This window comes from Actinacidiphila sp. bgisy160 (assembly GCF_057707815.1).
In genome coordinates this window covers 43,827-67,756 of record NZ_JBYIQW010000038.1, presented here as the reverse complement: position 1 = coordinate 67,756, position 23,930 = coordinate 43,827, and the positions used below count along the sequence as shown (strand labels likewise).

The window sequence follows — 23,930 nt, the reverse complement described above, 5'->3', positions numbered from 1 at the left end:
GCCGCGCCCCGCGGCGCCTCAGGCCAGCGCCGGCCACAGCCGCGGCAGCAGCGCCTCGTCGAAGCGGCGCAGCAGCAGCCGGGCCACCTCGGGGGCGTCGCCGAGGACCCCGGCGAGGACGTCCGCACCGGCGGCGCGGGCCCCACGGGCGATGCGGTCCGGCAGGAAGCCCGGCGCGATGACGTACGGCGCGACCGCGACGTGCCGGACGCCCTCGGTGCGCAGCAGGCGCACCGCCTCATCCGTGGTGGGAAGAGAAGCGGAGGCGAACGCAGGCCGCACGGCACACCAACCGGTGCGCCGCCACTCCCGCGCGATTTCTGCGATCACCGCGATCGCCTCCGGGTCGGAGGAGCCCGCCGAGGCCAGGACGATGCCGGTCGAGGGGCGGTCGCCGGGGCCCAGCCCGGCTTCGCGCAGCCGCCGCTCCAGGGCGGACAGCAGCAGGGGTGAGGGGCCGAGGACGTCGCCCTGGCGTACCCGCAGCCGGGCGTGGCGCGCCGTGGACTCGCGCAGCGCCGCGGGGATGTCGGCCTTGGCGTGGAAGGCGTGGGTCAGCAGCAGTGGCAGGGCCACCACGTCGCGTACGCCCTCCGCGGCGAGGCGGTCGACGACCTGCGGCACGCTCGGCGCGCAGTGGTCGAGGAACGCGGTCCCGACCCGCAGACCGGGCCGGGCCGCCCGGACCCGCGCGGTCAGGGCGTGGACGGCCGCGGCGTGCCGCGGGTCGCGACTGCCGTGGGCGATGACGAGGAGGACGGGGTGCGTGGTCACCGTCAGCCCCGTGCGAACAGGCCGCGGCCGCGCAGCACCGACCGCTCCAGCGGTGCGAACACGAGCAGTTCGATGCCGATGCCGACGGCCAGGATGAGCAGGATCGCGGCCAGCACGCTCGGCATGTCGGACAGCTCGCGCCCTTGCTCCAGCAACTGTCCGAGGCCGACGCCCAGGTCGGGGGAGGTGGCGATGAGCTCGGCGGCCATCAGCGAGCGCCAGGAGAAGGCCCAGCCCTGCTTGAGGCCGGCGAGGTAGCCGGGAAGGGCGGCCGGCAGCAGCACATGGCGCACGGCGTGGATGCCGGTGGCGCCGATGGTGCGGCCCGCCCGCAGGAACAGCGGCGGGATCTGGTCGACGCCTGCCACCAGTCCGTTGGCGATCGACGGGACCGCGCCCAGCAGCACGACGCAGTAGATCGTGGCGTCCGACAGCCCGAACCAGATGATCGACGCGGGCACCCACGCCACCGACGGCAGGGACTGCAGGCCGGACAGGATCGGCCCGATCGCCGCCCGCACCGGCCGGACCCGCGCCACGACGAGCCCGAGCGGCGTGCCGATGGCGACGGAGGCCGCGAAGCCCAGCGCGCCGCGCGACAGGCTGGTCCACACGTAGCCCAGGAGGGTGCCGTCCAGCCACTTGTCCTGCAGGGCCCGGCCGACCTCCGCCGGACTGGGCAGCTGGTAGTGCGGCTTGACCTCGAAGTGGTACGCGAGCTGCCACACCACCAGAACCAGCGCGAGGGCGACGACCGGGGGAACGGCCTTCCGGAGCAGCACGCGGGCCGGCGGCACCCGGGTCGCGGACCTGGTCTCCAGCGCGTCGAGCCCGGCCTCCAGTCCCGCGAGGTCGCCGCCCGGCCCTGCCTCTGCCTTCGTCTCAGTGCCGGCCATGACGGCGGATCTCCCCCCGGAGGTGCTCGGTGATCTCGACGGACAGCTCGGCGACCGCCGGGTCCTCGATGCGGCGCGGCTGCGGGATGTCGACCGCCCATTCCCGGGCGATGCGTCCCGGCCGTGAGGAGAGCAGCACGACCCGCTGCGCGAGCCGCACCGCCTCGCGGACGTTGTGGGTCACGAAGAGCACCGACAGGCGGGTCTCGGCCCAGATGCGGGTGAGTTCCCCGTGCAGGACGTCGCGGGTGATGGCGTCGAGCGCGGCGAACGGTTCGTCCATCAGCAGCAGCCGGCTGTCCTGCGCCAGGGCGCGGGCCAGCGCGACACGCTGCCGCATCCCGCCGGACAGCTCGTGCACCCGCCTGCCGTACGCGCCCTTCAACCGGACGACCTCCAGCAGTCGCTCGGCCTCCGGTCGCCGCTCGGCGCGCGGTACGCCCCGCATGCGCAGGGCGAGTTCGATGTTCCTGCCCGCGGTGAGCCACGGGAACAGGGCGTGCTCCTGGAACATCAGGGCCGGGCGGCCGCCCGGGGTCTCGATGCGCCCGGCGGTCGGCCGGTCGAGTCCCGCGACCAGGTTGAGCAGGGTGGACTTGCCGCAGCCCGAGGCCCCCAGGAGGCAGACGAACTCGCCGGGGGCGACGTCGATGCTGATGTCGTCCAGCACGTGTGATTCCGCGCCGGGACGGCCGAAGGACTTCGAGACGTGCTCGAGCCGTGCGGCGTAGGGAGCCGCGTCGACCGGCACGGCGGGCTGCCTGGTGAGTGCGGTGGCCATGGCGTCACCTCCTGAGGGCTGGGGCTGCGGGCTTCATGGGGTGCTGCCGGGCGTCAGCCGCCGAGACCGGCGTCGTCCACGGCGGGCTTGCCGTAGGCCTCGGCGACCTTGTTGAGGAGAGTCAGGTCGTAGATGCCCTTGAGGGCGGGCTTCTCCAGCAGGCCGGCGGTGACGGCGTGGTCGGCCTCGGTCCGCAGGGTGGACGCCAGCGGGTCGTCGATGACCTGGATGCTGCTCCACGCGGGGTCGATGACGTCGGCCGGCAGCGGCTTGCCGGAGAGCTTCTCCAGCTGGGCGTTGGCGTCGGCCTTCGCCTTGTCCGGGTTGGCGTTGATCCAGGCGTTGGTCTTCACCGAGCCGCGCAGCACGGCCTCGACGACGTCCGGGTGCTCCTTGAGGAACGTCTGGGAGACGATCACGTTCGTGATGACGAACTTCTTGTCCGGCCACAGTCCGCTCTCGTCCAGGAGCACCTTCGCGCCCTCGGCGACCAGCTTGGAGGCGGTGGGCTCGGGCACCCAGGCGCCGTCGATGGAGCCGGCCCTGTAGGCGTCGGGGGTGATCTTGTTGTCCGTGCGGACCACGGAGACGTCGCCCTTGCCGCTGGTCGCGTCGACCTTCCAGCCCTGCTCGGCGATCCAGTTGAGGAACGCCACGTCCTGGGTGTTGCCGAGCTGGGGGGTGGCGATCTTCTTGCCCTTGACGTCCTTCAGCGTCTTGATCTTGTCCGGGTCGACGACCAGCTTGACGCCGCCGGAGGCCGAACCGGAGATGATCTTCAGGCTCTTGCCGCCGGACCTCGTCCAGCCGTTGACCGCGGGGGAGGGGCCGATCCAGCCGATGTCGATGGAGCCGGCGTTGAGCGCCTCGATCTCGGCGGGCCCGGCGTTGAACACCGACTCCTTGATCGTGGTGCCCGAGCCGAGCTCCTCGGCGAAAAAGCCTTCCTTCAGGCCCACCAGCGCGGTGGCGTGGGTGAGGTTGGCGAAGTAACCGATCTTCACCGTCGAGGCGGACAGCTTCTTGCTGGTGCCGCTGCTCGCGGCCGCGTTGGTGGTGTCGTCCTTCTTCTCGGAGCCGTAACCGCAGGCGGCGAGGGCCAGCAGCGGCAGAAGGGCGGCGCCCGCCAGGAGGCGGCGACGGGCGGACTTTCTCGGGGCGGTGGTGCGATCGGCAGTCACGGGAGGCGGTCCTCTCGATGGCCCCGGCCGGCGCTCTCTAGGGCGCGCCGGGGTGGTGGCTGTCTGGTCGTCGGTGGTGCGGTGCCGCTTGCGCGGCGCGGGTGCGGTGCTCGGACGGGGTCAACGCGCACATCGCGTCACACCGCCCGTGCCGCTGCCCAGACAGCCGCTGCCGACACGACCGCCCTCCTTGGCGAATCCGGCGAAGGCGTCGTCGAACGCCATCAGAAATCCCATCCCTCGTCGTCACCGGCCGCGTCGCCCGCGGCCGTGGCGGTGCGGGCGGCGAAGGCCTCGCCCGCCATGCCGGCGGTCAGCGTGGCGCCGTCCGCCGGGTCGATCAGCAGGAAGGAACCGGTGAGCCGCGAGGCGGCGTACGTGTCCAGCGGCAGCGGCTCCGAGGTGCGCAGCACCACCGTGCCGATGTCGTTGACGCCGAACTCGCCCGGCTCGTCCTGGTGCTCCAGCCCCCGGGCCAGGTCGATCCGGTACGGGAGCCGCTTCACGATCGCCTTGACCGTTCGCGTGCTGTGCTTCAGCAGCACGCGCGCGCCGACCTTCAGCGGCCGCTCGTGCAGGTGGCACACGGTCGCCTCGACGTCCCTGGTGGTCGCCGGGGCGGCGTCGGACGGCGCGATGAGGTCGCCGCGCGAGATGTCCAGGTCGTCGCCGAGCAGCAGCGTCACCGACTGCGGTGCCCACGCCACCTCCACCGGGGTGCCGAGCACGTCGATGCCGCTGATCGTGCTGGTCAGCCCGGACGGCAGGACCGTCACCGGGTCGCCGAGGCGCAGCACGCCGGAGGCGATCCGCCCCGCGTAGCCGCGGTAGTCCGGGTGCTCGGCGGTCTGCGGCCGGATGACGTACTGCACGGGGAAGCGCGCCGGCTGCCCGCTGGGGTCGGTGCCGACGGGGACGGTCTCCAGGTGCTCCAGGACGGTCGGGCCGCCGTACCAGTCCATGTGTGCCGACGGCGTCACGACGTTGTCGCCGGCCAGGGCCGAGATCGGGATCGCGGTGATCTCCGGGACGCCGATCGAGGCCGCATAGGCGGTGAACTCCTCGGCGATGGCCGCGAAGACCGGCTCCGACCAGTCGGCCAGGTCCATCTTGTTGACCGCGAGCACCACGTGCGGAACCCGCAGCAGGGCGGCGACCGCCGCGTGCCGCCGGGTCTGCTCGACGACGCCGTTGCGGGCGTCCACCAGGATCACGGTCAGCTCGGCGGTCGAGGCGCCGGTCACCATGTTCCGGGTGTACTGCACGTGCCCCGGCGTGTCCGCCAGGATGAACCGCCGCCGCGGCGTGGCGAAGTAGCGGTACGCCACGTCGATGGTGATGCCCTGCTCACGCTCGGCCCGCAGGCCGTCCGTGAGCAGCGCCAGGTCTGGCGTGTCCTGGCCGCGGCGTGCCGAGGCCAGTTCGACGGCCTCCAGTTGGTCGGCGAGCACCGACTTGGAGTCGTGCAGCAGCCGGCCGACCAGCGTTGACTTGCCGTCGTCGACGGAACCCGCGGTGGCGAAGCGCAGCAGAGAGGTGGCCGAGAGCTGCTCGGCGGTGGTGCCGGTGGTCATGGCTAGAAGTACCCCTCACGCTTGCGGTCTTCCATCGCGGCCTCGGAGAGCTTGTCGTCGGCCCGGGTGGCGCCCCGCTCGGTGAGCCGGGACGCGGCGATCTCGGCGATGACGGCGTCGATGCCGGCGGCGTCGGAGTCCACCGCGCCGGTGCAGGACATGTCGCCCACCGTGCGGTAGCGGACCAGCCGGGTCTCCACCGTCTCGGTGTCCTTCGGGCCGCCCCAGTCGCCCGCGGTCAGCCACATGCCGCCGCGCCGGAACACCTCGCGCTCGTGGGCGTAGTAGATCCGCGGCAGCTCGATGCCCTCGCGGGCGATGTACTGCCACACGTCCAGCTCCGTCCAGTTGGACAGCGGGAAGACACGCACGTGCTCGCCGGGGGCGTGCCGCCCGTTGTAGAGCTGCCACAGCTCGGGGCGCTGGCGGCGCGGGTCCCACTGGGAGAACTCGTCGCGCAGCGAGAAGACCCGCTCCTTGGCGCGGGCCTTCTCCTCGTCGCGGCGGCCGCCGCCGAAGACCGCGTCGAAGCGGTGTTCCTGGATGGCCTCGGTCAGCGGCACCGTCTGCAGCGGGTTGCGGGTCCCGTCGGGGCGCTCGCGCAGCCGGCCGTCGTCGATGTAGTCCTGCACCGAGGCGACGTGCAGCCGCAGGGAGTGCCGCGCCACCGTACGGTCCCGGTACTCCAGCACCTCGGGGAAGTTGTGGCCGGTGTCGACGTGCAGCAGCGAGAAGGGGACCGCCGCGGGGGCGAAGGCCTTCAGCGCCAGGTGGAGCATGACGATGGAGTCCTTGCCGCCGGAGAAGAGGATCACCGGCCGCTCGAACTCTCCCGCCACCTCACGGAAGATGTGCACCGCCTCCGACTCCAGCGCGTCCAGGTGCGACAGCGCGAAGGGATTGCCGGTGCTCTCGTCGACCGCGACTACCGTGGTCACGCTGTGCTCCCTTCATTCTCCCCCAGAGCGCGCGCCTGGGTGGTGCCCCCGTGTCCGCCCGCGCGGCGAACAGGCGGCTGGTCGCTCGGCCGCGGCCCGGTGGCCGCGCGTGCCCCCCGGGCGGTCGCCGGGAGGTGCGCCCCGTTCACGCGAGTCCCCTTTCCACCAGCAGTGCCGTCAGCAGCGCCGCTGAGTCCTCGACGGTGTGGTCCTGGGTCTCGATCCGCAGATCGGGGACCTCGGGTGCCTCGTACGGGTCGTCGACCCCGGTCAGCCCGGATATCTCGCCCGCGGCCTGCTTGGCGTACAGGCCCTTCACGTCGCGCGCGGAGCAGACCTCCACCGGGGTGGCGACGTGCACCTCCAGGTATGTCGTGCCCCGCGCCTCGTGGCGCTTGCGGACCGCCTCCCGGCTGCCGGCGTACGGCGCGATGACCGGTACGAGCACCTTGACGCCGTTGGAGGCGAGGAGTTCGGCGACGAAACCGATCCGCTGCACATTGGTGTGCCGGTCCTCGCGGCCGAAGCCGAGGCCCGCGGAGAGGAACTCGCGGATCTCGTCGCCGTCCAGGACCTCCACACGGTGCCCGTCACCGCGCAGCCGGCCGGCCAGCGCCTGGGCGATCGTGGTCTTGCCCGCGCTCGGCAGACCGGTGAGCCACACCGTGGCGCCCGCGTCCGTCACGCTCATCCGCCCCTCCCGGGAGGTCCGTTCCGTCGTCATCAGCCGTGCAGCCCGCACTCGGTCTTGCCCCGTCCCGCCCACCGGCCGGCCCGGGCGTCCTCGCCCTCCAGCACCCGGCGGGTGCAGGGTGCGCAGCCGACCGAGGCGTAACCGTCCATGAGCAGCGGATTGGTGAGCACCCCGTGCTCGGCGACGTAGGAGTCCACGTCGTCCTGCGTCCAGCGGGCGATGGGGGAGACCTTGACCTTGCCGCGCCGGTCGTCCCAGCCGACGACGGGGGTGTGCGCGCGGGTGGGGGACTCGTCACGGCGCAGGCCGGTGGCCCAGGCGTCGTAGCCGGTCAGCCCCTCCTCCAGCGGCTTGACCTTGCGCAGCGCGCAGCACAGGTCGGGGTCGCGGTCGTGGAGCCGCGGCCCGTACTCGGCGTCCTGCTCGGCCACGGTCTGACGCGGCGTCAGCGTGATGACGTTCACGTCCATGACGGCGGCGACCGCGTCACGGGTGCCGATGGTCTCCGGGAAGTGGTAGCCGGTGTCGAGGAAGACGACGTCGACGCCCGGGGCGACGCGCGAGGCCAGGTGCGCCACGACCGCGTCCTCCATCGAGGAGGTGACCGCGAACCGGGACCCGAAGGTCGCGGTGGCCCAGCGCAGGATGTCGGGCGCCGGGGCGTCCTCCAGGTCGCGGCCCGCCTGCTCGGCCAGCGCCCGCAGCTCGTCCGCGGTGTGCTGCTGTGCGGTGGTCACGAAATGCCTCCCTCACGGGTCTCGGTCCGCAGTCCCCGGGCCAGCAGGCCCAGGAACCTCAGCTGGAACGCGCGGTTGCACGAGCGGCACTCCCAGGCGCCGTGGCCCTGCTCCGCGGGGTGCAGGTCCTCCTCACCGCAGTAGGGGCAGTGGAACGGTGCGGCACGTTCGCTCACGACAAAGCCTCCTCGCTCGCCCGCGTCACCCAGTGCGCGAAGCGCTCGCCGTCCGTCCGCTCGGCCCGGAACCGCTTCAGGACGCGCTCGACGTAGTCGGGCAGCTCGTCCGCGGTGACCTTCAGGCCGCGGACCTTGCGGCCGAAACCGGCCTCCAGGCCCAGCGCGCCGCCCAGGTGCACCTGGTAGCCCTCCACCTGCCTGCCCTCGTCGTCCAGCACCAGCTGGCCCTTCAGGCCGATGTCGGCGACCTGGATCCGGGCGCAGGCGTTGGGGCAGCCGTTGATGTTGATCGTGATCGGCTCGTCGAACTCCGGCAGCCGGCGCTCGAGTTCGTCGATCAGCGAGGAGCCGCGCGCCTTGGTCTCGACGATGGCCAGCTTGCAGAACTCGATGCCGGTGCAGGCCATCGTGCCGCGCCGGAAGGGGGAGGGCCTCACCTGCAGGTCCAGCGCCTCCAGGCCCGCGACGAGCGAGTCGACCCGGTCCTGCTCGACGTCCAGCACGATCATCTTCTGCTCGACGGTGGTCCGCAGCCGGCCTGAACCGTGCGCCTCCGCGAGTTCCGCGATCTTGCTGAGGGTGGTGCCGTCCACCCGGCCGACGCGCGGCGCGAAGCCGACGTAGTAGCGGCCGTCCTTCTGGCGGTGCACGCCCACGTGGTCCCGCCACTGCCGGACCGGCTGGTCGGGGGCGGGGCCGTCGGCCAGCTCGCGCCCCAGGTACTCGTCCTCCAGCACCTGCCGGAACTTCTCCGCGCCCCAGTCGGCGACCAGGAACTTCAGCCGGGCGCGGTTGCGCAGTCGCCGGTAGCCGTAGTCGCGGAAGATCGAGATGACGCCCTCGAAGACGTCGGGGACCTCCTCCAGGGGCACCCACGCGCCGAGCCGCACGCCGATCTTGGGGTTGGTGGACAGGCCGCCGCCGACCCACACGTCGAAGCCCGGGCCGTGCTCGGGGTGGCGGACGCCGACGAAGGCGACGTCGTTGATCTCGTGGGCCACGTCCAGCAGGGGCGATCCGGAGATCGCCGACTTGAACTTGCGGGGGAGGTTGGAGAACTCCTTGTTGCCGACGATGCGGCGGTGGGCCTCGTCCACGGCCCAGGTGCCGTCGATGATCTCGTCCTCGGCGATCCCGGCGACGGGCGAGCCGAGGATGACCCGTGGGGTGTCGCCACACGCCTCGGTGGTGGACAGGCCCACGGCCTCCAGGCGCTGCCAGATCTCGGCGACGTCCTCGATGCGGATCCAGTGCAGCTGGATGTTCTGCCGGTCGGTGATGTCGGCGGTGCCGCGGGCGAACTCCTGCGAGACCTCGCCGATGACGCGCAGCTGCTCGGTGGTGAGACGGCCGCCGTCGACGCGGACCCGGAGCATGAAGAACTTGTCGTCCAGCTCCTCCGGCTCCAGGATCGCGGTCTTGCCGCCGTCGATCCCGGGCTTGCGCTGGGTGTACAGACCCCACCAGCGCATGCGCCCGCGCAGGTCGGCGCCGTCGATCGCGTCGAAGCCGCGGTGGCGGTAGATCGTCTCAATGCGTGTCCGCACGTTGAGACCGTCGTCGTCCCGCTTGAACTGCTCGTTGGCGTTGAGCGGCGTCATGTGGCCGACCGCCCACTGGCCCTCGCCGCGGTGGCGGCTCACCTTGCGGCGCGCGGCGGCGTTCGGCTTGTCAGGGGTGGAAGCCATGGCGATGCAGTCCTTCTGGCAGGCTGGAAGAGGATTGGTCGTAGCGTGAACAAGTACCCTGGCCTGCGCATACGCCAAGCCGCTGGGGAAGCGGGGGCGTGGGCGCATCGTTGCGCCCGCGAGACCGGGGACGGCCGGATCAGTCCTGGACGGGACGGCGGCGAGTGCTCAGCACGCCTGACAGATGGCGCTGGACATGCGTCCGAGATCGACATGCAGCCGACCTACCAAGGCGATTCCAGTGCGAGACATGTCGAAAGCGTGTCACGCGGGTCTCCGGGCAGTCCACCGTTATCCGTATCGTGGACGCCTGCATCTCGGATTGTAAGACGTTCGTGTCGTACGTCACCTGGCAGTACGTGCCGGGCGCAAGAAATCGGCCGCGATGGCCCGGAATGCACCGTGCCCGCGGGTCCCCACATGACGCAGCTTGTGGCCCGCCAGCGCCGAGCCCAGCCGCACCCCCGCACCGAGCAGGGCGCGGTCCGCGACCAGCGCCGCCAGCAGACCCGCCGCGAAGACGTCGCCCGCCCCTGTGGCGTCCTCCACCTGACTGTCCGGAAGCGGACGATGGGCGTAGCGCTCCACGGTTCCGGGCCGGTGCACCTCCACCCGGTCCGGGTACTTCACCACGGCCGCGCCGTCCCGCCGGATCCGTACCCGGCCGAGCCGCTCGAACTCCCGCCCGTTGACCAGCAGACAGTCGCTCATCGCCGCCATGGCCAGCACATCGGCGGTCGGTTCCACCGACCAGGTGTGCCCCGGGTCGAAGCTGATCAGCGTCCGCGGCGAACGCCGCCGCACCTCCACCAGCAGCCGGTGCAGCGCCGCCCCGCCGTCCGGGTCCAGGAAGGAGGTCACATGGACCACACGGGCCGACGCCAGGTAGCCGGCGATCTCCTCGAAACGCTCCCGCACATGGCCGGCGATGCCGGTGTTCGCCCCCGTGTGCGTCAGCAGCGTGCGCTCCCCGCCATCGTGCACGGACAGGCAGATCCCGCACAGCCGGTCCGGGTCCCGGGCCACCAGCCGCCGGTCGATGCCGAGCCCGTCGAGGACGGCGAGAGGGCCGGCCGCCCCCAGCGGGTCCCGGCCCGCGACACCCACGTACCCGAGCCGCAGCCCGCGGCCCAGACGCCCCAGCGCGTGCAGGGTGTTGAACGCCGAGCCGCCCGGTTCCGGCGTCAGCGGCACCCCCTCGGCCCGCAGCCACTCCAGCCCGGCGCGGACGGCGGGCTCCTCGACCATGCGCTCGCCGCCGCTCTCCGGCGGCGGGCGCAGCCGCATGTGCCCGGCGAGCCGGCCCAGCACCGGGCTGCCGTTCAGGGCGGACGCGCCCGTGATGAAGTCCAGGTTGAGGGCCCCGACCCCGACGACGTCCATGCCCGCCCCTTCCGGCCGGCCGGTCCCTAACGGGCTCCGGGCCAGGGCCCGGTGACGGGCCTCTTCTCCTCTTCCCCCGTCTCGGTGCGGAAGATGCGGAAGCCGCGCTTCTCGTAGTTGGCCAGCGCGTGCGGCCCGTCCAGGCTGCAGGTGTGCACCCACACGCGCTTGGTCGGGGTGCGGTCCGGCCAGCGCTCCGCCAGGTCCCAGGCGCGCGCGATGCCGACGGACAGCAGGTGCCCGCCGATCCGCCGCCCCCGGAAGACGGGCAGCAGCCCGAAGTACGCGATCTCGACCTGGCCGTCGTCCTGCGGGTCCAGTTCGATGTAGCCGGCCGGGGTGTCCCGGTCGTACGCCACCCAGGTCTCGACACCCGGGCGCTGCAGGAAGGACCGCCACTGCTCGTACCCCCACGGCAGGCGGTCCGTCCAGGCGCAGTCCGCCCCCACCGAGGTGTAGAGGAAGCGGCTGAACTCCGGGGACGGCACCCCGGCCCGCGCGATGCGGATGCCCGACGTCGCGGGGTCCGGCTCCAGGGAGGCCCGCAGGTCGGCGTGGGAGGTCTGCTCCAGTGACCACGTCGTCACCGTGACGCTATTGCTCATGCGCCACATTCTGCGGCCTCGCGGGCCCGGCGGGTCCCCGGCTCGCTGCCACGGCCCGTCCGGGTCAGGCCCTCATCCCCCGAAGCGCGCCAGGCGCACCGCCGGCGCCGTCGAGTGCGGCAGCAGGTCCGCGGGCTGGGCGGGGCGCACCACCTCGACCTCGACGCCGTCCGCGAAGCGGTACGGACGGTGGTCGAGCACCCCGGCCAGGGTGCGGCGCAGGCGGGACATCTCGGCGCGCACCGTCACCGTGCGGGAGGGGTCGCCGAACAGGTCGCCGGCCAGTTCCGCGGCGGTGCGGCCGTCCCGGTGCAGGGCCAGCACGAAGAGCAGTTCGGCGTGGCGCGGGCTGAGCTCCTGCGACCAGCCCCCGGCCGCACCGGAGACGCTCACCGTCCACGCGCGGGGACGGCCGAGGTCCAGCACCACGTGCCCGGCCCCGGTCACCTCCTCCTGCGGCGGTGCGACCCGCACCAGCCAGCCACCCGGCAGCGGCTCCAGGGTGCAGGTGCCCAGCGCGGGCACCCATGTGCGCCCGGCGCTCGGCGCGGCGGGCAGCGTGATCCGCTCCACCGGCGGCATCCCGGTCACCGCCGCCGTCCAGCCGTTGGGGTCGACGACCGCCGCCCGGCCCGGCATCCGCGAGAGCAACGGGGCGGCGAGCGAGCGCAGCCGGTCCACGGCCGCCCAGTGCAGGCTGCGCAGTTCGGCCTCGGCGACCTTGGTCACCGCGGTCACCAGCGACAGCATCGCGGGGTGCATGCCGGCCGCGGGCCCGCTGACGTCCACCGCGCCCAGCAGCCGCCCGTCGCGCGGGTCGATCAGCGGAGCCGCCGCGCAGGTCCACTGGTGGTGCACCCGTACGAAGTGCTCGGAGGAGTGCACCTGCACCGGCCGCCCGGTGACCAGGGCGGTGCCGATCGCGTTGGTGCCCACGGCCTCCTCCGACCACGACGCGCCCTCGGCGAAGCCGAGCCGGTCCGCGCTCCTGCGGACGGCCAGACTGCCGTCCCGCCACAGCACCCGGCCCTCGGGGTCGGTGACCACCATGATGTGCCGGGCCTCGTCGGCGACCGAGACCAGGCCGTCGCGCAGCGCGGGCAGCACGTCGCCCAGCGGCGTGCGGCGCCTGCGAGCCTCGATCTCGTCGGCGGTCAGCAGGCCGGCGTGACTGCCGTTGTCCGGGTCGACACCGAGGTCCAGGGCGCGCCGCCAGGAGTCCTGGATGACCGGTCTGGCCACCGTGCTCCCTGATCCGCCGCCCAGCGCGGCGTCCCGCATGCCGGCCAGCAACCGCGCGGAACGGCGCGGTTCCTGGACGGACTGGACCGACAACGACCGAGCGTCGATCGGAACCTGGCTCATGGTGCTCCCCGCGTCCGTGTGCGCAGCGCTTCGCGCGCCCCGGCAGTGGCCGCGACGGTGAACCGCTGCCACACCATGTGCATATGGTGCCGCCGGGCCGGTCCCTCTGGTGGGATATCCGGCCAATACCTTGCAACTGTCTGCAACGGTTGCGAATATGCGCGCATTCGACGGACAGTGACCGCGCATCACGCTACTCGTACGGAACCCTGAATCCGTGCGACGGTGAGGCGAGACCGGGGGTGGTGCCGAGTCGGCGCGGCACCACCCTCAGTGCGGCGCGGCGGCGGAACGTTTCCCCGAAGGTCCCGGTCCTTCCGTGGGGACCACGGGCGGACCGCCGCCGCGCCGCACCTCACACCCGCGGGTGCGCCCGCTCCACGATCGCCGCCAGGTCCAGGCCACGCGGCAGCGTGCCGAAGGTCGTCCCCCAGTCGCCGCCGAGCCGCGAGGCACAGAAGGCGTCGGAGACCTCCACCGGGGCGAACCGCACCAGCAGCGAGCCCTGCAGCACCAGCGCCATCCGCTCCACGACCCGGCGCGCCCGTGCCTCGACCCCTTCCAGGTCGGCCAGTTCCGTCAGCAGCGACTTGATCGCGTTGTCCAGCCGGTGGTCCGCGCCGCGCGCCAGGCCGATCTCGCCGAGGAACGCGTTCAGCGCGCGCGGCTCCCGCTGCAGCACCCGCAGCACGTCCAGGGCCTGCACGTTGCCCGAGCCCTCCCACACCGAGTTCAGCGGCGACTCCCGGAACAGCCGCGGCAGTCCCGACTCCTCCACGTAGCCGTTGCCGCCCAGGCACTCCAGCGCCTCGGCCACCAGCGGCGCGCAGCGCTTGGTGACCCAGTACTTGGAGACCGCCACCGCCAGCCGCCGGAAGTGCCGCTCCTGCTCGTCGTCCGCGTCGTACGCGGCCGCCAGCCGCAGCACGGTCGTGGTGGCCGCCTCCGACTCCAGCGCCAGGTCCGCCAGGACGTTCCGCATCAGCGGCTTGTCGATCAGCAGCCCGCCGAACGCGCTGCGGTGCCCGGCGTGGTGCACCGCCTGCGCCACCGCCTGGCGCATCAGCGCCGCGGAACCGGTCGCGCAGTCCAGCCGGGTGGCCGCCACCATCTCGATGATGGTCGCCACCCCGCGCCCCTCCTCGCCGACCCGGCGTGCCCACGTGCCGTCGAACTCCACCTCCGCCGAGGCGTTGGAGCGGTTGCCCAGCTTGTCCTTGAGCCGCTGGATCAGGAAGACGTTGCGCGAGCCGTCCGGCAGCACCCGCGGCAGCAGGAAGCAGGTCAGCCCGCCGGGGGCCTGCGCCAGGACGAGGAAGGCGTCCGACATCGGCGCCGAGCAGAACCACTTGTGCCCGGTGAGCAGGTACGTGCCCTCCTCCGCCAGCGGCTGTGCCGTCGTCGTGCCGGCCCGCACATCGGAGCCGCCCTGCTTCTCGGTCATCCCCATGCCGAACAGAGCCCCGGGCTTGCGCCCCGGCGCCACCAGCTGCGGGTCGTAAACCCGCGACCTCAGCCGGGGTTCCCACTCCGCGGCCAGCGCCGGGTCGGCCCGCAGCGCCGGCACCGCCGCGTGCGTCATCGACACCGGGCAGCCGTGTCCGGCCTCCGCCTGGGACCACACCAGGAAACCCGCCGCGCGCCGCAGGTGACCGGCGGGGCGGGACCATGCGTCGGTCAGCCCCGAGGAGACCGCCCGCCCCAGCAGCCGGTGCCAGGCCGGGTGGAACTCCACCTCGTCGATCCGGTGCCCGTACCGGTCGTGGGTGCGCAGCACCGGCGGATGGGTGTCGGCGGCCTCCGCCCACCCCCGCGCCTGCCCGGAACCGGCGACCCGGCCGATGTCGCCGAGCTCCCGGTGGACCTCGTCACGGAGCTCGGGCGCCACGTGCCGTGCCACCCCCTCCACCAGGGCGGCGTCGGCGGCGTACACGTCATACCCGACCAGGGGCGGAGCCTGGTTGGTCACGGTGTGTGTGGGGGGACTCATGACAGTTACGGTAGGCGCGTGCAGGCAGCAGACGAAACACCCGAGCGGCCCAGGCGAGGCCGCCTCCACCGGGCGCGGGCCCTCTACCGGAACGTGTCCAAGCGCAAGGTGGGCTGGCTGCTGCTCAAGGACACGGTCGACTCCTGCATGGAGTACCGCGTCACCGGACTCGCCGCCGAAGCCGCCTTCTTCGTGCTGCTCTCCCTGCCGCCGCTGCTGCTGAGCCTCGTCGGCGCCATCGGCTACGTCGACGGGATCATCGGCACCGACACCATCGACAACATCCGGGGCAACATCCTCACGGCCGCCGCGACCGTCCTGTCCGACAAGGGCGTCGACCAGCTGATGCGGCCGCTGGTCGACGACGTCTTCGGCGGCGGGCGGCCCGACGTGATCTCCATCGGCTTCGTCATCGCCCTGTGGTCCGGATCGCGCGCCCTCAACGTCTTCGTCGACACGATCACGATCATGTACGGGCTGGAGGGCAGGCGCGGCATCGTCAAGACGCGGCTGCTGGCGCTGCTGCTCTACATCGTCGCCCTGGTGATCGGCGCCGTCGTCATGCCGCTGATGGTCGTCGGGCCGGACGCCGTGGTGTCGTTCCTGCCGTGGAGCGAGGCCGTGATCCGGATACTGTACTGGCCGGTCGTGCTCGTGCTGTCGATCGCCTTCCTCACCACGCTGTACCACGTCTCGGTACCGGTGCGGTCGCCCTGGTACGAGGACATGCCGGGGGCTGCCGTCGCCCTGCTGATGTGGGTCCTGGGCAGCTTCGTGCTGCGCATCTACCTCACCCAGACCGTCGAGGGCCCCACCATCTACGGCTCACTGGCCGCGCCCGTCGCCGTGCTGCTGTGGATCTTCGTGTCGGCCTTCGCGGTGCTCGTCGGGGCGGCCGTCAACGCCGCCATCGACCGGGTGTGGCCCTCGATCGAGACCGCGGCCGCCCGCGAGGAGAACGCCCGGGCCAGGGAACGCGCCGCCGCCGACCTCGTCGCCGAGGCGGCCGCCCGCCGCGCCGCGTTCGAGTCCGGCCCGGACGACGAGGTCGGCCCGGAGGACCCGCCCGCGGAATTCCCCGAGCGGTGGGCGGGCTTCCTGCCGCCGGAGGACGTGCGGTCCAGGCTGCGCGGCCGCCGCCCCTCGGGCAAGGGCGGCAAGAAACAGCCGCGCGACTGACCCGCACCCGGCGCGCTGTCGGTGGCCGGTGCCATGCTGGAGCGGTGTACCGGGAGCGGACCTCGACGGTGCCCGGCGCCGTGCTGTGGACGAGGACAGCCGGTGCCGGGGTCGCCCGCGTGCTGCCCGACGGCTGCATCGACCTGATCTGGGGCGAGGACACCGGGCTCTTCGCCGCGGGGCCCGACACCACCGCCCACCTCTCCGGCAGCCCGCCCGGCACGCGTTACGCGGGGCTGCGCTTCGCCCCCGGCGTCGGCCCCGCCGTGTTCGGCCTGCCCGCGCACGAACTGCGCGACCGCCGCGTGCCGCTGGACGAGCTGTGGCCCGGTGCCGAGACACGCCGGCTCACCGCGCGCGTCGCCGCGGCCGCCGACCCCGGATCCGCCCTGGAGTCCCTGGTGCTCGCGCGGGACGTCCGGCGCGCGGCGCCCGCTTGGGGCCCGGGGATCGCCGCGAGCCTCGCGGCCGGCGCCCGCGTCGGCGCCGTCGCCGACGCCACCGGGCTCAGCGCACGCCAGCTCCACCGCCGCTGCCTGGACGCCTTCGGCTACGGGCCCAAGACCCTCGCCCGCATCCTGCGTCTCCAGCGCGCGCTGGGACTGGCCCGCCGCGGCCACTCCTTCGCCGACGTCGCCGCCCGCGCCGGATACGCGGACCAGGCCCATCTGGCCCGGGACGTCCGCGCCCTCGCCGGTGTCTCGCTCGGCGAGCTGCTGTAGAGGGCTCTTGAGGGCTCTTGCGGCCAGCGGTCGGGGGTCCACGCAGGGATGGCGGGGTTCGTGGTGACCGGGCCGGGGGTGGGTGGATCGGCTGTCCCGCCGTCTCGCGCCCACCCGCCGGCGGCACCTCCCGGCGCCTGCCCACCCGCGCGGCTCAGGCCGGCCCGGGGCCCGGGGGCATCTGGTCAGGAGAGCCTCGCGAAGAGGTCGACCGGGTTCCCGTCCGGGTCCAGGACCACGGCGTACCGCATCCCCCAGGGCGCGTCGAAGGGCTTCACGTGCCCCGCGTACCCGGCCCCGGTCAGCTCGGCGAACGTCGCGTCCACCTCCTCCGGCCCGTCACAGGTGAAGGCCAGCGCCATCCGGTGACCGCCCTGCGGCGGCGTCCACGAGGAGTCGAAGGACCGGATCGTCTCCGCGGTGTCCCACGCCAGCCGCAGCCCGCCGGGCAGCGTCGCCTCCACGTGCGGTTCGGTCTCCGCCCCGGCGGGGATCCGCAGCCCCAGCCTGCGGTAGAAGGTCAGCGAGGCGGCCATGTCGGCCACGACGATCTCGACGACATCGAAACGAAGAGTCATGCCGCAACCGTAGGGTCGCGCCGCCCGGCCCGTCTTGAACGAATCGGACACGCGCGGCGAGGCGGCGTGGAGCCGGTCAGCCGCGGGGGCGGCCCGGGGGGTCGTCCGCGGTGCGGCCGAGCGGTGTGGCCGAGACGGAGTCGGACCGGCGGGCGGAGGTGGACGTGCGGCGCGGGTCGGGGGTGCCGATGCGGCGGTCCGGGCCGGGGGTCTCGGACGGTTCCGGGACGGGGGACGTGCTGGGGCGTGGCGACGGCGGGGGGTCGGCCGCCGGGGGGACGGACACCGCGGGCACGGCCGGCCCGACCGCGGGGCCCTGCCCCGGGGCGGCGGACATCAGGTGCAGCGGCACGGCGACGACCGCCGCCACCGCCAAAGACGCCCCTGCTCCCGCGGCCGCCCGCAGCAGCTTCCGGCGCGTCGCCGCGCGGCGGACCTCCCGGAACCGGCCGGGCGGCGGCCCGAGCAGGACCGTGCCGGGCCGCAGCAGGGCGCTCAGCTCCAAGTCCCGCTCCTCGTCCGGGTCCTCAATGGGTGTGATCAAGGCTTCTCCTCAGTCCGGCTCGCAGCATTTCCCTGGCCGCGTGGAGGTCGGCCTTCACGGTTCCTTCCTTCCGCCCCGTCGCGGCCGCCACCTCCCGGACCGGCATGTCGGCGTAGTAGTACAGCAGGATGGGCACCCGCAGCCGCTCGGGCAGCGACTGGACGAGCATCCGCACCGAGGGGTCGGTCCGCCCGTCGCGTCCCTCGCCCTGCCCGTGGACGAGGACCTCCGCGGTGGCGCGCCGCATGGCCCGGCGTTCGCGCTCCGTCTTCCGCCAGTGGTCGCGCACGATGTTGGCGGCCGTGACGTAGAGGAAGCCGCGCGGTTCGTCCACGCTCGTCCAGCGCGCCCACAGCCGGGTGAAGGCCTCCGAGGCGATCTCGTGGGCCGTCTCGTCGTCGTCGACCAGCCGTCGGCACCAGCCGGCCAGGCGGGGGTAGAGGGCGGCGAACAGCTCTGACGCCGCTTCGTCCCGGGAAGACCGTTTCAACACTCTCCACATTCCGTCGTTCATCATGACGCTGGTGTGCCGCCGGACGGCCGGGCCGGGGGCGCACCGTCCCCGGCCCGGCCGCCGTCAGGCGCGGCCCACCGAGGTCAGGGAGGCGTACACCACGACGTTGTCGCGGTATCCGCTCCCGTCCGCGGTGCGGGGGCCGCCGCAGGTGATCAGGCGCAGCTCGGGGCGGTCCACGTCGCCGTAGACCTCCTGGGCCGGGAAGCGCTCCTTGGCCACGGTCCGTACCCGGTCCACGGTGAACTCCGCCGACGCGCCGTCCCGCAGCCCGGCCACGATCCGGTCGCCCGGGCGCAGCCGTGCCAGGTGGCGGAAGACCCCGTCGCCGAACCGGCCCACGGTGACGTGGGCGAGGAGCACCGACGGGCCGAGCTGTCCCGGCGCGGGGGAGTGCCGGTACCAGCCGGCGGGCGAGTGCCGCGCCACCGGCGGGACCTCCACCGTGCCGTCCGGGGCCAGCCCCAGCTCCATGACCGGGGTGTCGACCCCGATCGCCGGGATCCGCAGCCGCACCGGTACCGAGCGGGCGAGCGGGGACGGAGGGGACGAGTGCGTCCGGCCGGCCGCGGCCGGGGCGGAGGCGGAGGCGACGGGCGGCGCGGCGACACGCACGTCACCGGAACCGCCGGCGCACCCGCCCGCCCAGGGCAGCACGGCCAGCACCGCCAAGGCCGCGGCCCACCTCGCGCCCGGGGTCATCCGGCGGTGGTGCGCCTGCGCCGCGTCACCACGAACGTGCCGACGGCCAGGAGCAGCAGGCCGCCCCCGGCGGCCGCCACCACCGTGCCGTCAGGCCCCTGCGAGGCGGCCGGGGACTGCACGCCGGTGTCGGGCGCGCCCGCCGGCACCGCGTCGACCTGACGCGGTGCCGTCCGCGACGGAGCCGCGGACGGCACTGCGGACGGCACTGCGGACGGCGCTTCGCTCGGCGCGGTGCTGCGCGCCGGCGAGGGCTGCGCGCTCGGCCCGTCGGCGAACGCGGGCGCCGTCCCCGCCAGCACCGCGGCGCACGCGACGGCCGCAGCCGTGAGAACACTCCTGCGCATGTATCGCTCTCCTTCGTCACCCCGCCCCTGGCCCGGTGGGGCACGGGCGGGTTCTGGCAACTGATCGCGCGGAGAGACGAGGCGGCCCGGGGACAGGTTGTAAAGAACAGGCAAAGGTGCCTTCGAGGTGCCCTCGGTGAACAGCGGGCGACGCGGCGGCGACCGGCCGGAGCCCCCGCCGGGCCGGGCGTCACGGTTGGGCAACACCCAGCTCACGGCCGCAGCCTCACGCCCCCGCGCGCGCATCATGAGGTCCGGGTGGGGACGTCAAAGGGGGCGGGAACCGTGGAGTTCACGGTAGAGCGGACACTCGGAAGACGCGGTCGGCGCCGGCTGACCGGTGGTCTGGCCGTGATCGCGGTGGCGCTGGTGTGGCTGGTCGCCTCGCGGAACGCGACGGGCCCTTCGATGCTGGGGTTCCTGGCGGGCGTGTCGGCCTGGGGAGGGGCGAGGGACCTGCGCAAGGCGCGTCAGCCGTTCCGGCTGCGGATCGACGCGTTCGGCATCACGCTGCACGACGCGGAACTCGCCTGGGAACAGATCGACGCGGTGTCCCTGTGGCACGGCCCCGGCATCGGTGAGGACCGCGAGACCAGCACGCCGCCGAAACCGCGGCTCACGCTCTGGACGGCACCGGGCGTCACGTTCGCCCGCAAGCCCGACCGCAGCTGGGACAACCGGCCGCACTACACACTCGTCGACTGCGAGGACCTCGACCAGAGCGTCCCGGAGTTGACGGCCGTGCTCGCCGAGCACGGCGGCGCCGCCTTCGAGACCGCGCCGCGCGCCGTGCGGCCGCCGATCCCGGTGACGGTGTCGGGGCCGGAACCGCGGGTGCCCGGCGGGGAGCGGCAGTTCGTCGACGGACGGCGGGCCGGCACCTGGACCCTGGTCTGGGCGGCGCCGGCCGGCGTCTTCAGCTACTCGTTGTGGGAACTCGTCCACGGCCGCATCGTCGGCCCCGAGCCCTTCAGCGCCCTCGGGCCGCTCGGCGCGATCGGCTGCTGGTCCCTCGCGGGCCGTTCGTACCGGCGCTGGCGCAAGCCGCTGCGCCTACGCGTCGGGCCCGCCGGCATCGGCATGCGCGAGGTCACCCGCGAGGAGTCCTTCTTCTCCTGGCGGGACATCGCGGCCGTCACGGTCGGCCGTCCGCCGACCACCGACGACACCCGTCCGTGGCTGGTGGTGTGGCCGCTGCCGGGCAGCCGTCCGCACGACAACCCCCCCTACCTGGTCGACGGCCACCAGGCCTTCGCCCTGGTGCGCCTGGACCGGCTGCCCGGCGGAGCGGCGGCCGTCGTCCCGGTGGTACGGGAGTACGCGGGGGAGCGCTACGCCGGGACGGCGTGAGCGTCCGCGGAAAACCAGTTGCGGGGTCCGCCGGCACACCGGCTAAGGTGACGCCGTCGGACCGCCAGAGAACCGGGAGGTGTTGGAACGATGACTGTCGCCGTGATGGGCGCTGCCCGCATCCAGAAGATCATCAACCCCACCTCAGCGGTCGCCGGCTGACCCAGCCCGTCGCGAAGCACCCGACGGCACAGCCGCGCGCGACCGCCCTCCCGAAGGGCTTTCCTCCGTTGACCAACGGATCCGTCCCGCAGCCGTCCACCGCGCTCACCGCCTACGGCTGGGACTCCGCATTCGACTCCGACTTCGCCGTCCACGCGGAGCGGGGACTCACACCCGGCCGCATCGTCCGCGTCGACCGCGGGCTGTGCGACGTCGTCCTCCCCAACGGCGCGTGCGGTCTGAGGACCGTACGCGCCGGCACCGAGGACGTCTTCACCCGCGACCCCATGGGGATCGCCTGCACCGGCGACTGGGCCGCCGTCGACGAGACGCCGGCGACCGGCCCCGCGGTACGCGCCCTGCTGCCGCGTCGCACCACCTTCGTCCGCTCCACCTCCTCCAAGCGCTCCGAGGGACAGGTCCTCGCGGCCAACGTCGACCTGGCGGTCATCGCCGTGTCGATCGCCGCCGAACTCGACCTCGGGCGGCTCGAACGCTTCGTGTCCCTGGCGTGGACCAGCGGCGCCCAGCCGCTGGTCGTCCTCACCAAGGCCGACCTCGTCGACGACCCGGCCCACCTGCGCGGCGACGCCCGCGGCGCGGCGCCCGGCGTGGAGGTCCTGGTCGTCAGCGCCGCCTCCGGCGAGGGCGTACCGGGTGTGGCGAAGGCGCTGGCCGGCACCACGTCCGTGCTGCTCGGGCAGTCGGGCGCGGGCAAGTCCACGCTCACCAACGCCCTGCTGGGCCGCGAGGTCCAGGAGGTGCAGGCCATCCGCGACAGCGACGGCAAGGGACGGCACACCACGACCACCCGCGACATGCTGCCGCTGCCCGGCGGCGGGGTGATCATCGACACCCCGGGACTGCGCGGCGTCGGCCTGTGGGACGCCGACGCCGGTCTCACCCAGACGTTCTCCGACATCGAGGCGCTGGCCGGAGAATGCCGCTTCCAGGACTGCTCGCACGACTCCGAGCCCGGTTGCGCGGTCCTCGCGGCCCTGGAGGACGGCGTCCTGACCCATCGCCGGCTCGACAGCTACCGCAAGCTGCTCCGTGAGAACGCGTGGATCGCCTCCCGCACCGACGCCCGGCTCCGCGCCGGGATGCGGCGCGAGTGGAAGCTGCGCTCCGCCGCGGGGCGCGAGATGTACGAGCGCAAGCGCGGCGGCGGCCACCGCAAGGTGTACTGACCGGACCCGGCCCGGCTCCCCACGGGGAGCCGGGCCGGCGGTCATCCGGCCCCGTTGTGGCGCTCGCCGCCGCGGCGCAGGGTCAGCGGACTGCCCTCGTGCCAGAAGGTGTAGACGATGCTGCCGAGGCCGAGTGCGACGATGACGACGCCGAGGACGATCGAGTAGACCATGGCTCCTCCAGCCCGTTCGCGGTGCGTTTTACCGCCCCTTCACCTTCGATGTCCGAACGTGACCTTCCCTTGGCCGCACCGTCTCACACGCGAGGCGGGCCAACTCACGTGCCATCGGCCCGAGTTGTCCGCATGCGCGGCTCATGCCGACGGCAGGCCGCCCCGGGCGACGACCCCGGCGTACCAGCGGGCGCTGTCCTTCGGCGTGCGGCGCTGACTCGCGAAGTCCACGTGCACCACGCCGAACCGCTTGCCGTAGCCGTACGCCCACTCGAAGTTGTCCAGCAGCGACCACAGGAAGTAGCCCTGGACGTCGGCGCCGTCCGCGATCGCCCGGTGCACCGCGGCCAGGTGCGCGCGCAGGTACGCGATCCGCTCCGGGTCGTGGACCTCGCCCTCGGGGTCGGCGTAGTCGTCGTACGCGGCGCCGTTCTCGGTGATCAGCAGCGGCGTGTGCGGCAGCTCGTCCCGCAGCCGCAGAAGGAGTTCGTGCAGGCCGTCGGCGTCCACCGGCCAGTCCATCGCCGTCCGCGGCCCCGGCGCCGGCACGAACCGCACGTGCCCCTCGGCCCCAGGCCACGGCGACGGCCCCGCGTGGGTGCCCGCGGCCACCACGGCCGGGGCGTAGTAGTTGAGGCCCAGCGCGTCCACCGGACGGGAGATCACCGCGAGGTCGCCGTTCTTCACGAACGACCAGTCCGTCAGCGCGGCCGTGTCCCGCCGCAGGTCCTCCGGGTAGGAGCCGCGGTACACCGGGTCCAGCCAGATCCGGTTGGCCAGCGCGTCGACCCGCCGGGCCGCCTCCGCGTCGGCGGCGCTCCCGGTGTGCGGGCGCACCGCCGCGAGGTTCAGCGTCAGCGACACCTGCGCCGGCACCGGAAGCCGTTCGCGCAGTACACCGACCGCGAGGCCGTGCCCCAGCAGCAGATGGTGCGCCGCCCGCAGCGCCGCCTCCGGCTCCGTCCGGCCCGGCGCGTGCACGCCCTGCGCATAGCCCAGGAACGCCGAGCACCACGGCTCGTTCAGCGTCGTCCACAACGGCACCCGGTCGCCGAGCGCGTTGGCGACGAGCCCCGCGTACTCGGCGAAGCGCTCCGCGGTGTCGCGGGCGGGCCAGCCCCCGGCGTCCTCCAGCTCCTGCGGGAGGTCCCAGTGGTACAGGGTCAGGACGGGGCGGATGCGGTGGTCGAGCAGTTCGTCGACCAGGGCGCGGTAGAAGTCGAGCCCCTTCTGCACGGCCGGGCCCCGGCCGGTGGGCTGCACGCGCGGCCACGACACGGAGAAGCGGTAGTCCGTGAGGCCCAGCTCGGCCATGAGCGCGACGTCCTCGCGCATGCGGTGGTAGTGGTCGGCGGCGATGTCCCCGGTGTCGCCGTTGCGCACCTTGCCGGGCGTGTGGCTGAAGGTGTCCCAGATCGAGGGGGTGCGGCCGTGCTCGCGGGCGGCGCCCTCGATCTGGTAGGCCGCGGTGGCGGCGCCCCACCGGAACTTTCCGGGGAACGCCAGCGTCGCGTGCGGCGCGTGGCTCGTGCGGGGCGCGGTCGTGGTCATGTGGTGCTCCTTGTGTGTATGCGGCCGGTTGTTGTGTGCGGGTTGTTCGCGCCCGCGGCGGGCGCCCGCCCGTCCCCTCCTGATTGCCCGGTGCGGTCGGTGCGGTCGGTGCGGGCCTGCGCATGCCGGAATG

The 23,930-nt window shown here is 73.5% G+C and carries 26 protein-coding genes; 4 read left to right on the top strand and 22 right to left on the bottom strand.

Going from position 1 to position 23,930, the window contains the following annotated elements:
- Positions 1-18: 18 nt before the first annotated feature.
- The 15 genes from AC3EUJ_RS26055 to AC3EUJ_RS25985 form a co-directional block, all read right to left on the bottom strand.
- Positions 19-774 carry a sirohydrochlorin chelatase gene (locus tag AC3EUJ_RS26055; RefSeq protein WP_431965376.1) on the bottom strand — a complete coding sequence of 252 codons (756 nt, stop codon included), beginning with the start codon at positions 772-774 and terminating at the stop codon, positions 19-21.
- A 2-nt stretch (positions 775-776) separates the two neighbouring features.
- Entirely contained in the window at positions 777-1,670 is an 894-nt protein-coding gene (locus tag AC3EUJ_RS26050; protein ID WP_431965374.1) for an ABC transporter permease, read from the bottom strand.
- Complete coding sequence (locus AC3EUJ_RS26045; RefSeq protein ID WP_431965372.1) at positions 1,657-2,451, bottom strand: ABC transporter ATP-binding protein; 795 nt, start codon at positions 2,449-2,451, stop codon at positions 1,657-1,659. The genes AC3EUJ_RS26050 and AC3EUJ_RS26045 overlap by 14 nt, the downstream gene beginning before the upstream one ends.
- A gap of 53 nt (positions 2,452-2,504) precedes the next feature.
- Positions 2,505-3,632, bottom strand: coding sequence for an ABC transporter substrate-binding protein (locus tag AC3EUJ_RS26040; protein ID WP_431965370.1), 1,128 nt, complete (start codon positions 3,630-3,632; stop codon positions 2,505-2,507).
- Between the two features lie 224 nt (positions 3,633-3,856).
- Positions 3,857-5,206, bottom strand: coding sequence for a sulfate adenylyltransferase subunit 1 (locus AC3EUJ_RS26035; RefSeq protein WP_431965368.1), 1,350 nt, complete (start codon positions 5,204-5,206; stop codon positions 3,857-3,859).
- A 2-nt stretch (positions 5,207-5,208) separates the two neighbouring features.
- Positions 5,209-6,144 (bottom strand): sulfate adenylyltransferase subunit CysD, encoded by a 936-nt coding sequence (cysD, locus tag AC3EUJ_RS26030; RefSeq protein ID WP_431965366.1) that lies wholly within the window; start codon positions 6,142-6,144, stop codon positions 5,209-5,211.
- A gap of 145 nt (positions 6,145-6,289) precedes the next feature.
- Positions 6,290-6,835 (bottom strand): adenylyl-sulfate kinase, encoded by a 546-nt coding sequence (gene cysC, locus AC3EUJ_RS26025; protein WP_431965364.1) that lies wholly within the window; start codon positions 6,833-6,835, stop codon positions 6,290-6,292.
- Between the two features lie 32 nt (positions 6,836-6,867).
- Complete coding sequence (locus AC3EUJ_RS26020; RefSeq protein ID WP_431965362.1) at positions 6,868-7,575, bottom strand: phosphoadenylyl-sulfate reductase; 708 nt, start codon at positions 7,573-7,575, stop codon at positions 6,868-6,870.
- Positions 7,572-7,751 carry a hypothetical protein gene (locus AC3EUJ_RS26015; RefSeq protein ID WP_431965360.1) on the bottom strand — a complete coding sequence of 60 codons (180 nt, stop codon included), beginning with the start codon at positions 7,749-7,751 and terminating at the stop codon, positions 7,572-7,574. Before AC3EUJ_RS26015 ends, AC3EUJ_RS26020 begins: the two co-directional genes overlap by 4 nt.
- Positions 7,748-9,442 (bottom strand): nitrite/sulfite reductase, encoded by a 1,695-nt coding sequence (locus AC3EUJ_RS26010; protein WP_431965358.1) that lies wholly within the window; start codon positions 9,440-9,442, stop codon positions 7,748-7,750. Before AC3EUJ_RS26010 ends, AC3EUJ_RS26015 begins: the two co-directional genes overlap by 4 nt.
- Positions 9,443-9,610: 168 nt before the next feature.
- Positions 9,611-9,694, bottom strand: coding sequence for a putative leader peptide (locus tag AC3EUJ_RS26005; RefSeq protein WP_322975673.1), 84 nt, complete (start codon positions 9,692-9,694; stop codon positions 9,611-9,613).
- 93 nt (positions 9,695-9,787) lie between these two features.
- Positions 9,788-10,825: a carbohydrate kinase family protein gene (locus AC3EUJ_RS26000; protein WP_431965356.1), complete on the bottom strand. Its 1,038-nt coding sequence runs from the start codon at positions 10,823-10,825 to the stop codon at positions 9,788-9,790.
- A gap of 26 nt (positions 10,826-10,851) precedes the next feature.
- Positions 10,852-11,430, bottom strand: a complete 579-nt coding sequence (locus tag AC3EUJ_RS25995) for a GNAT family N-acetyltransferase (RefSeq protein WP_431965354.1) — start codon at positions 11,428-11,430, stop codon at positions 10,852-10,854.
- 72 nt (positions 11,431-11,502) lie between these two features.
- Entirely contained in the window at positions 11,503-12,795 is a 1,293-nt protein-coding gene (locus AC3EUJ_RS25990; protein ID WP_431965352.1) for a helix-turn-helix domain-containing protein, read from the bottom strand.
- A gap of 355 nt (positions 12,796-13,150) precedes the next feature.
- Positions 13,151-14,785 carry an acyl-CoA dehydrogenase family protein gene (locus AC3EUJ_RS25985; protein WP_431965350.1) on the bottom strand — a complete coding sequence of 545 codons (1,635 nt, stop codon included), beginning with the start codon at positions 14,783-14,785 and terminating at the stop codon, positions 13,151-13,153.
- Between the two features lie 18 nt (positions 14,786-14,803).
- Between AC3EUJ_RS25985 and AC3EUJ_RS25980 the strand changes: the two genes are divergently transcribed.
- Positions 14,804-15,964, top strand: a complete 1,161-nt coding sequence (locus AC3EUJ_RS25980; protein ID WP_431965348.1) for a YihY/virulence factor BrkB family protein — start codon at positions 14,804-14,806, stop codon at positions 15,962-15,964.
- Between the two features lie 44 nt (positions 15,965-16,008).
- Positions 16,009-16,686 (top strand): helix-turn-helix domain-containing protein, encoded by a 678-nt coding sequence (locus tag AC3EUJ_RS25975; RefSeq protein ID WP_431965346.1) that lies wholly within the window; start codon positions 16,009-16,011, stop codon positions 16,684-16,686.
- 185 nt (positions 16,687-16,871) lie between these two features.
- Here AC3EUJ_RS25975 and AC3EUJ_RS25970 read toward each other — a convergent pair whose 3' ends face one another.
- The 5 genes from AC3EUJ_RS25970 to AC3EUJ_RS25950 form a co-directional block, all read right to left on the bottom strand.
- Positions 16,872-17,264, bottom strand: coding sequence for a VOC family protein (locus AC3EUJ_RS25970; protein WP_431965344.1), 393 nt, complete (start codon positions 17,262-17,264; stop codon positions 16,872-16,874).
- A 76-nt stretch (positions 17,265-17,340) separates the two neighbouring features.
- Entirely contained in the window at positions 17,341-17,808 is a 468-nt protein-coding gene (locus AC3EUJ_RS25965) for a hypothetical protein (RefSeq protein WP_431965342.1), read from the bottom strand.
- The gene (locus AC3EUJ_RS25960) at positions 17,792-18,310 is read right to left on the bottom strand and encodes an RNA polymerase sigma factor (RefSeq protein WP_431965341.1); all 519 of its coding nucleotides are present in this window, start codon (positions 18,308-18,310) and stop codon (positions 17,792-17,794) included. The genes AC3EUJ_RS25965 and AC3EUJ_RS25960 overlap by 17 nt, the downstream gene beginning before the upstream one ends.
- A gap of 75 nt (positions 18,311-18,385) precedes the next feature.
- Positions 18,386-19,024, bottom strand: coding sequence for a class F sortase (locus tag AC3EUJ_RS25955; RefSeq protein WP_431965339.1), 639 nt, complete (start codon positions 19,022-19,024; stop codon positions 18,386-18,388).
- Entirely contained in the window at positions 19,021-19,371 is a 351-nt protein-coding gene (locus AC3EUJ_RS25950; RefSeq protein ID WP_431965337.1) for a RodZ family helix-turn-helix domain-containing protein, read from the bottom strand. The genes AC3EUJ_RS25955 and AC3EUJ_RS25950 overlap by 4 nt, the downstream gene beginning before the upstream one ends.
- A 285-nt stretch (positions 19,372-19,656) precedes the next feature.
- Between AC3EUJ_RS25950 and AC3EUJ_RS25945 the strand changes: the two genes are divergently transcribed.
- Both AC3EUJ_RS25945 and rsgA read left to right on the top strand, forming a co-directional pair.
- Positions 19,657-20,721, top strand: a complete 1,065-nt coding sequence (locus tag AC3EUJ_RS25945) for a hypothetical protein (protein WP_431965335.1) — start codon at positions 19,657-19,659, stop codon at positions 20,719-20,721.
- Positions 20,722-20,951: 230 nt separating this feature from the next.
- Complete coding sequence (gene rsgA, locus AC3EUJ_RS25940) at positions 20,952-22,073, top strand: ribosome small subunit-dependent GTPase A (protein WP_431965333.1); 1,122 nt, start codon at positions 20,952-20,954, stop codon at positions 22,071-22,073.
- A gap of 41 nt (positions 22,074-22,114) precedes the next feature.
- Here rsgA and AC3EUJ_RS25935 read toward each other — a convergent pair whose 3' ends face one another.
- Together AC3EUJ_RS25935 and AC3EUJ_RS25930 are read right to left on the bottom strand one after the other, a co-directional pair.
- The gene (locus AC3EUJ_RS25935; RefSeq protein WP_431965331.1) at positions 22,115-22,246 is read right to left on the bottom strand and encodes a hypothetical protein; all 132 of its coding nucleotides are present in this window, start codon (positions 22,244-22,246) and stop codon (positions 22,115-22,117) included.
- 141 nt (positions 22,247-22,387) lie between these two features.
- Positions 22,388-23,797, bottom strand: coding sequence for a GH1 family beta-glucosidase (locus AC3EUJ_RS25930; RefSeq protein WP_431965329.1), 1,410 nt, complete (start codon positions 23,795-23,797; stop codon positions 22,388-22,390).
- Between the last annotated feature and the right edge of the window lie 133 nt (positions 23,798-23,930).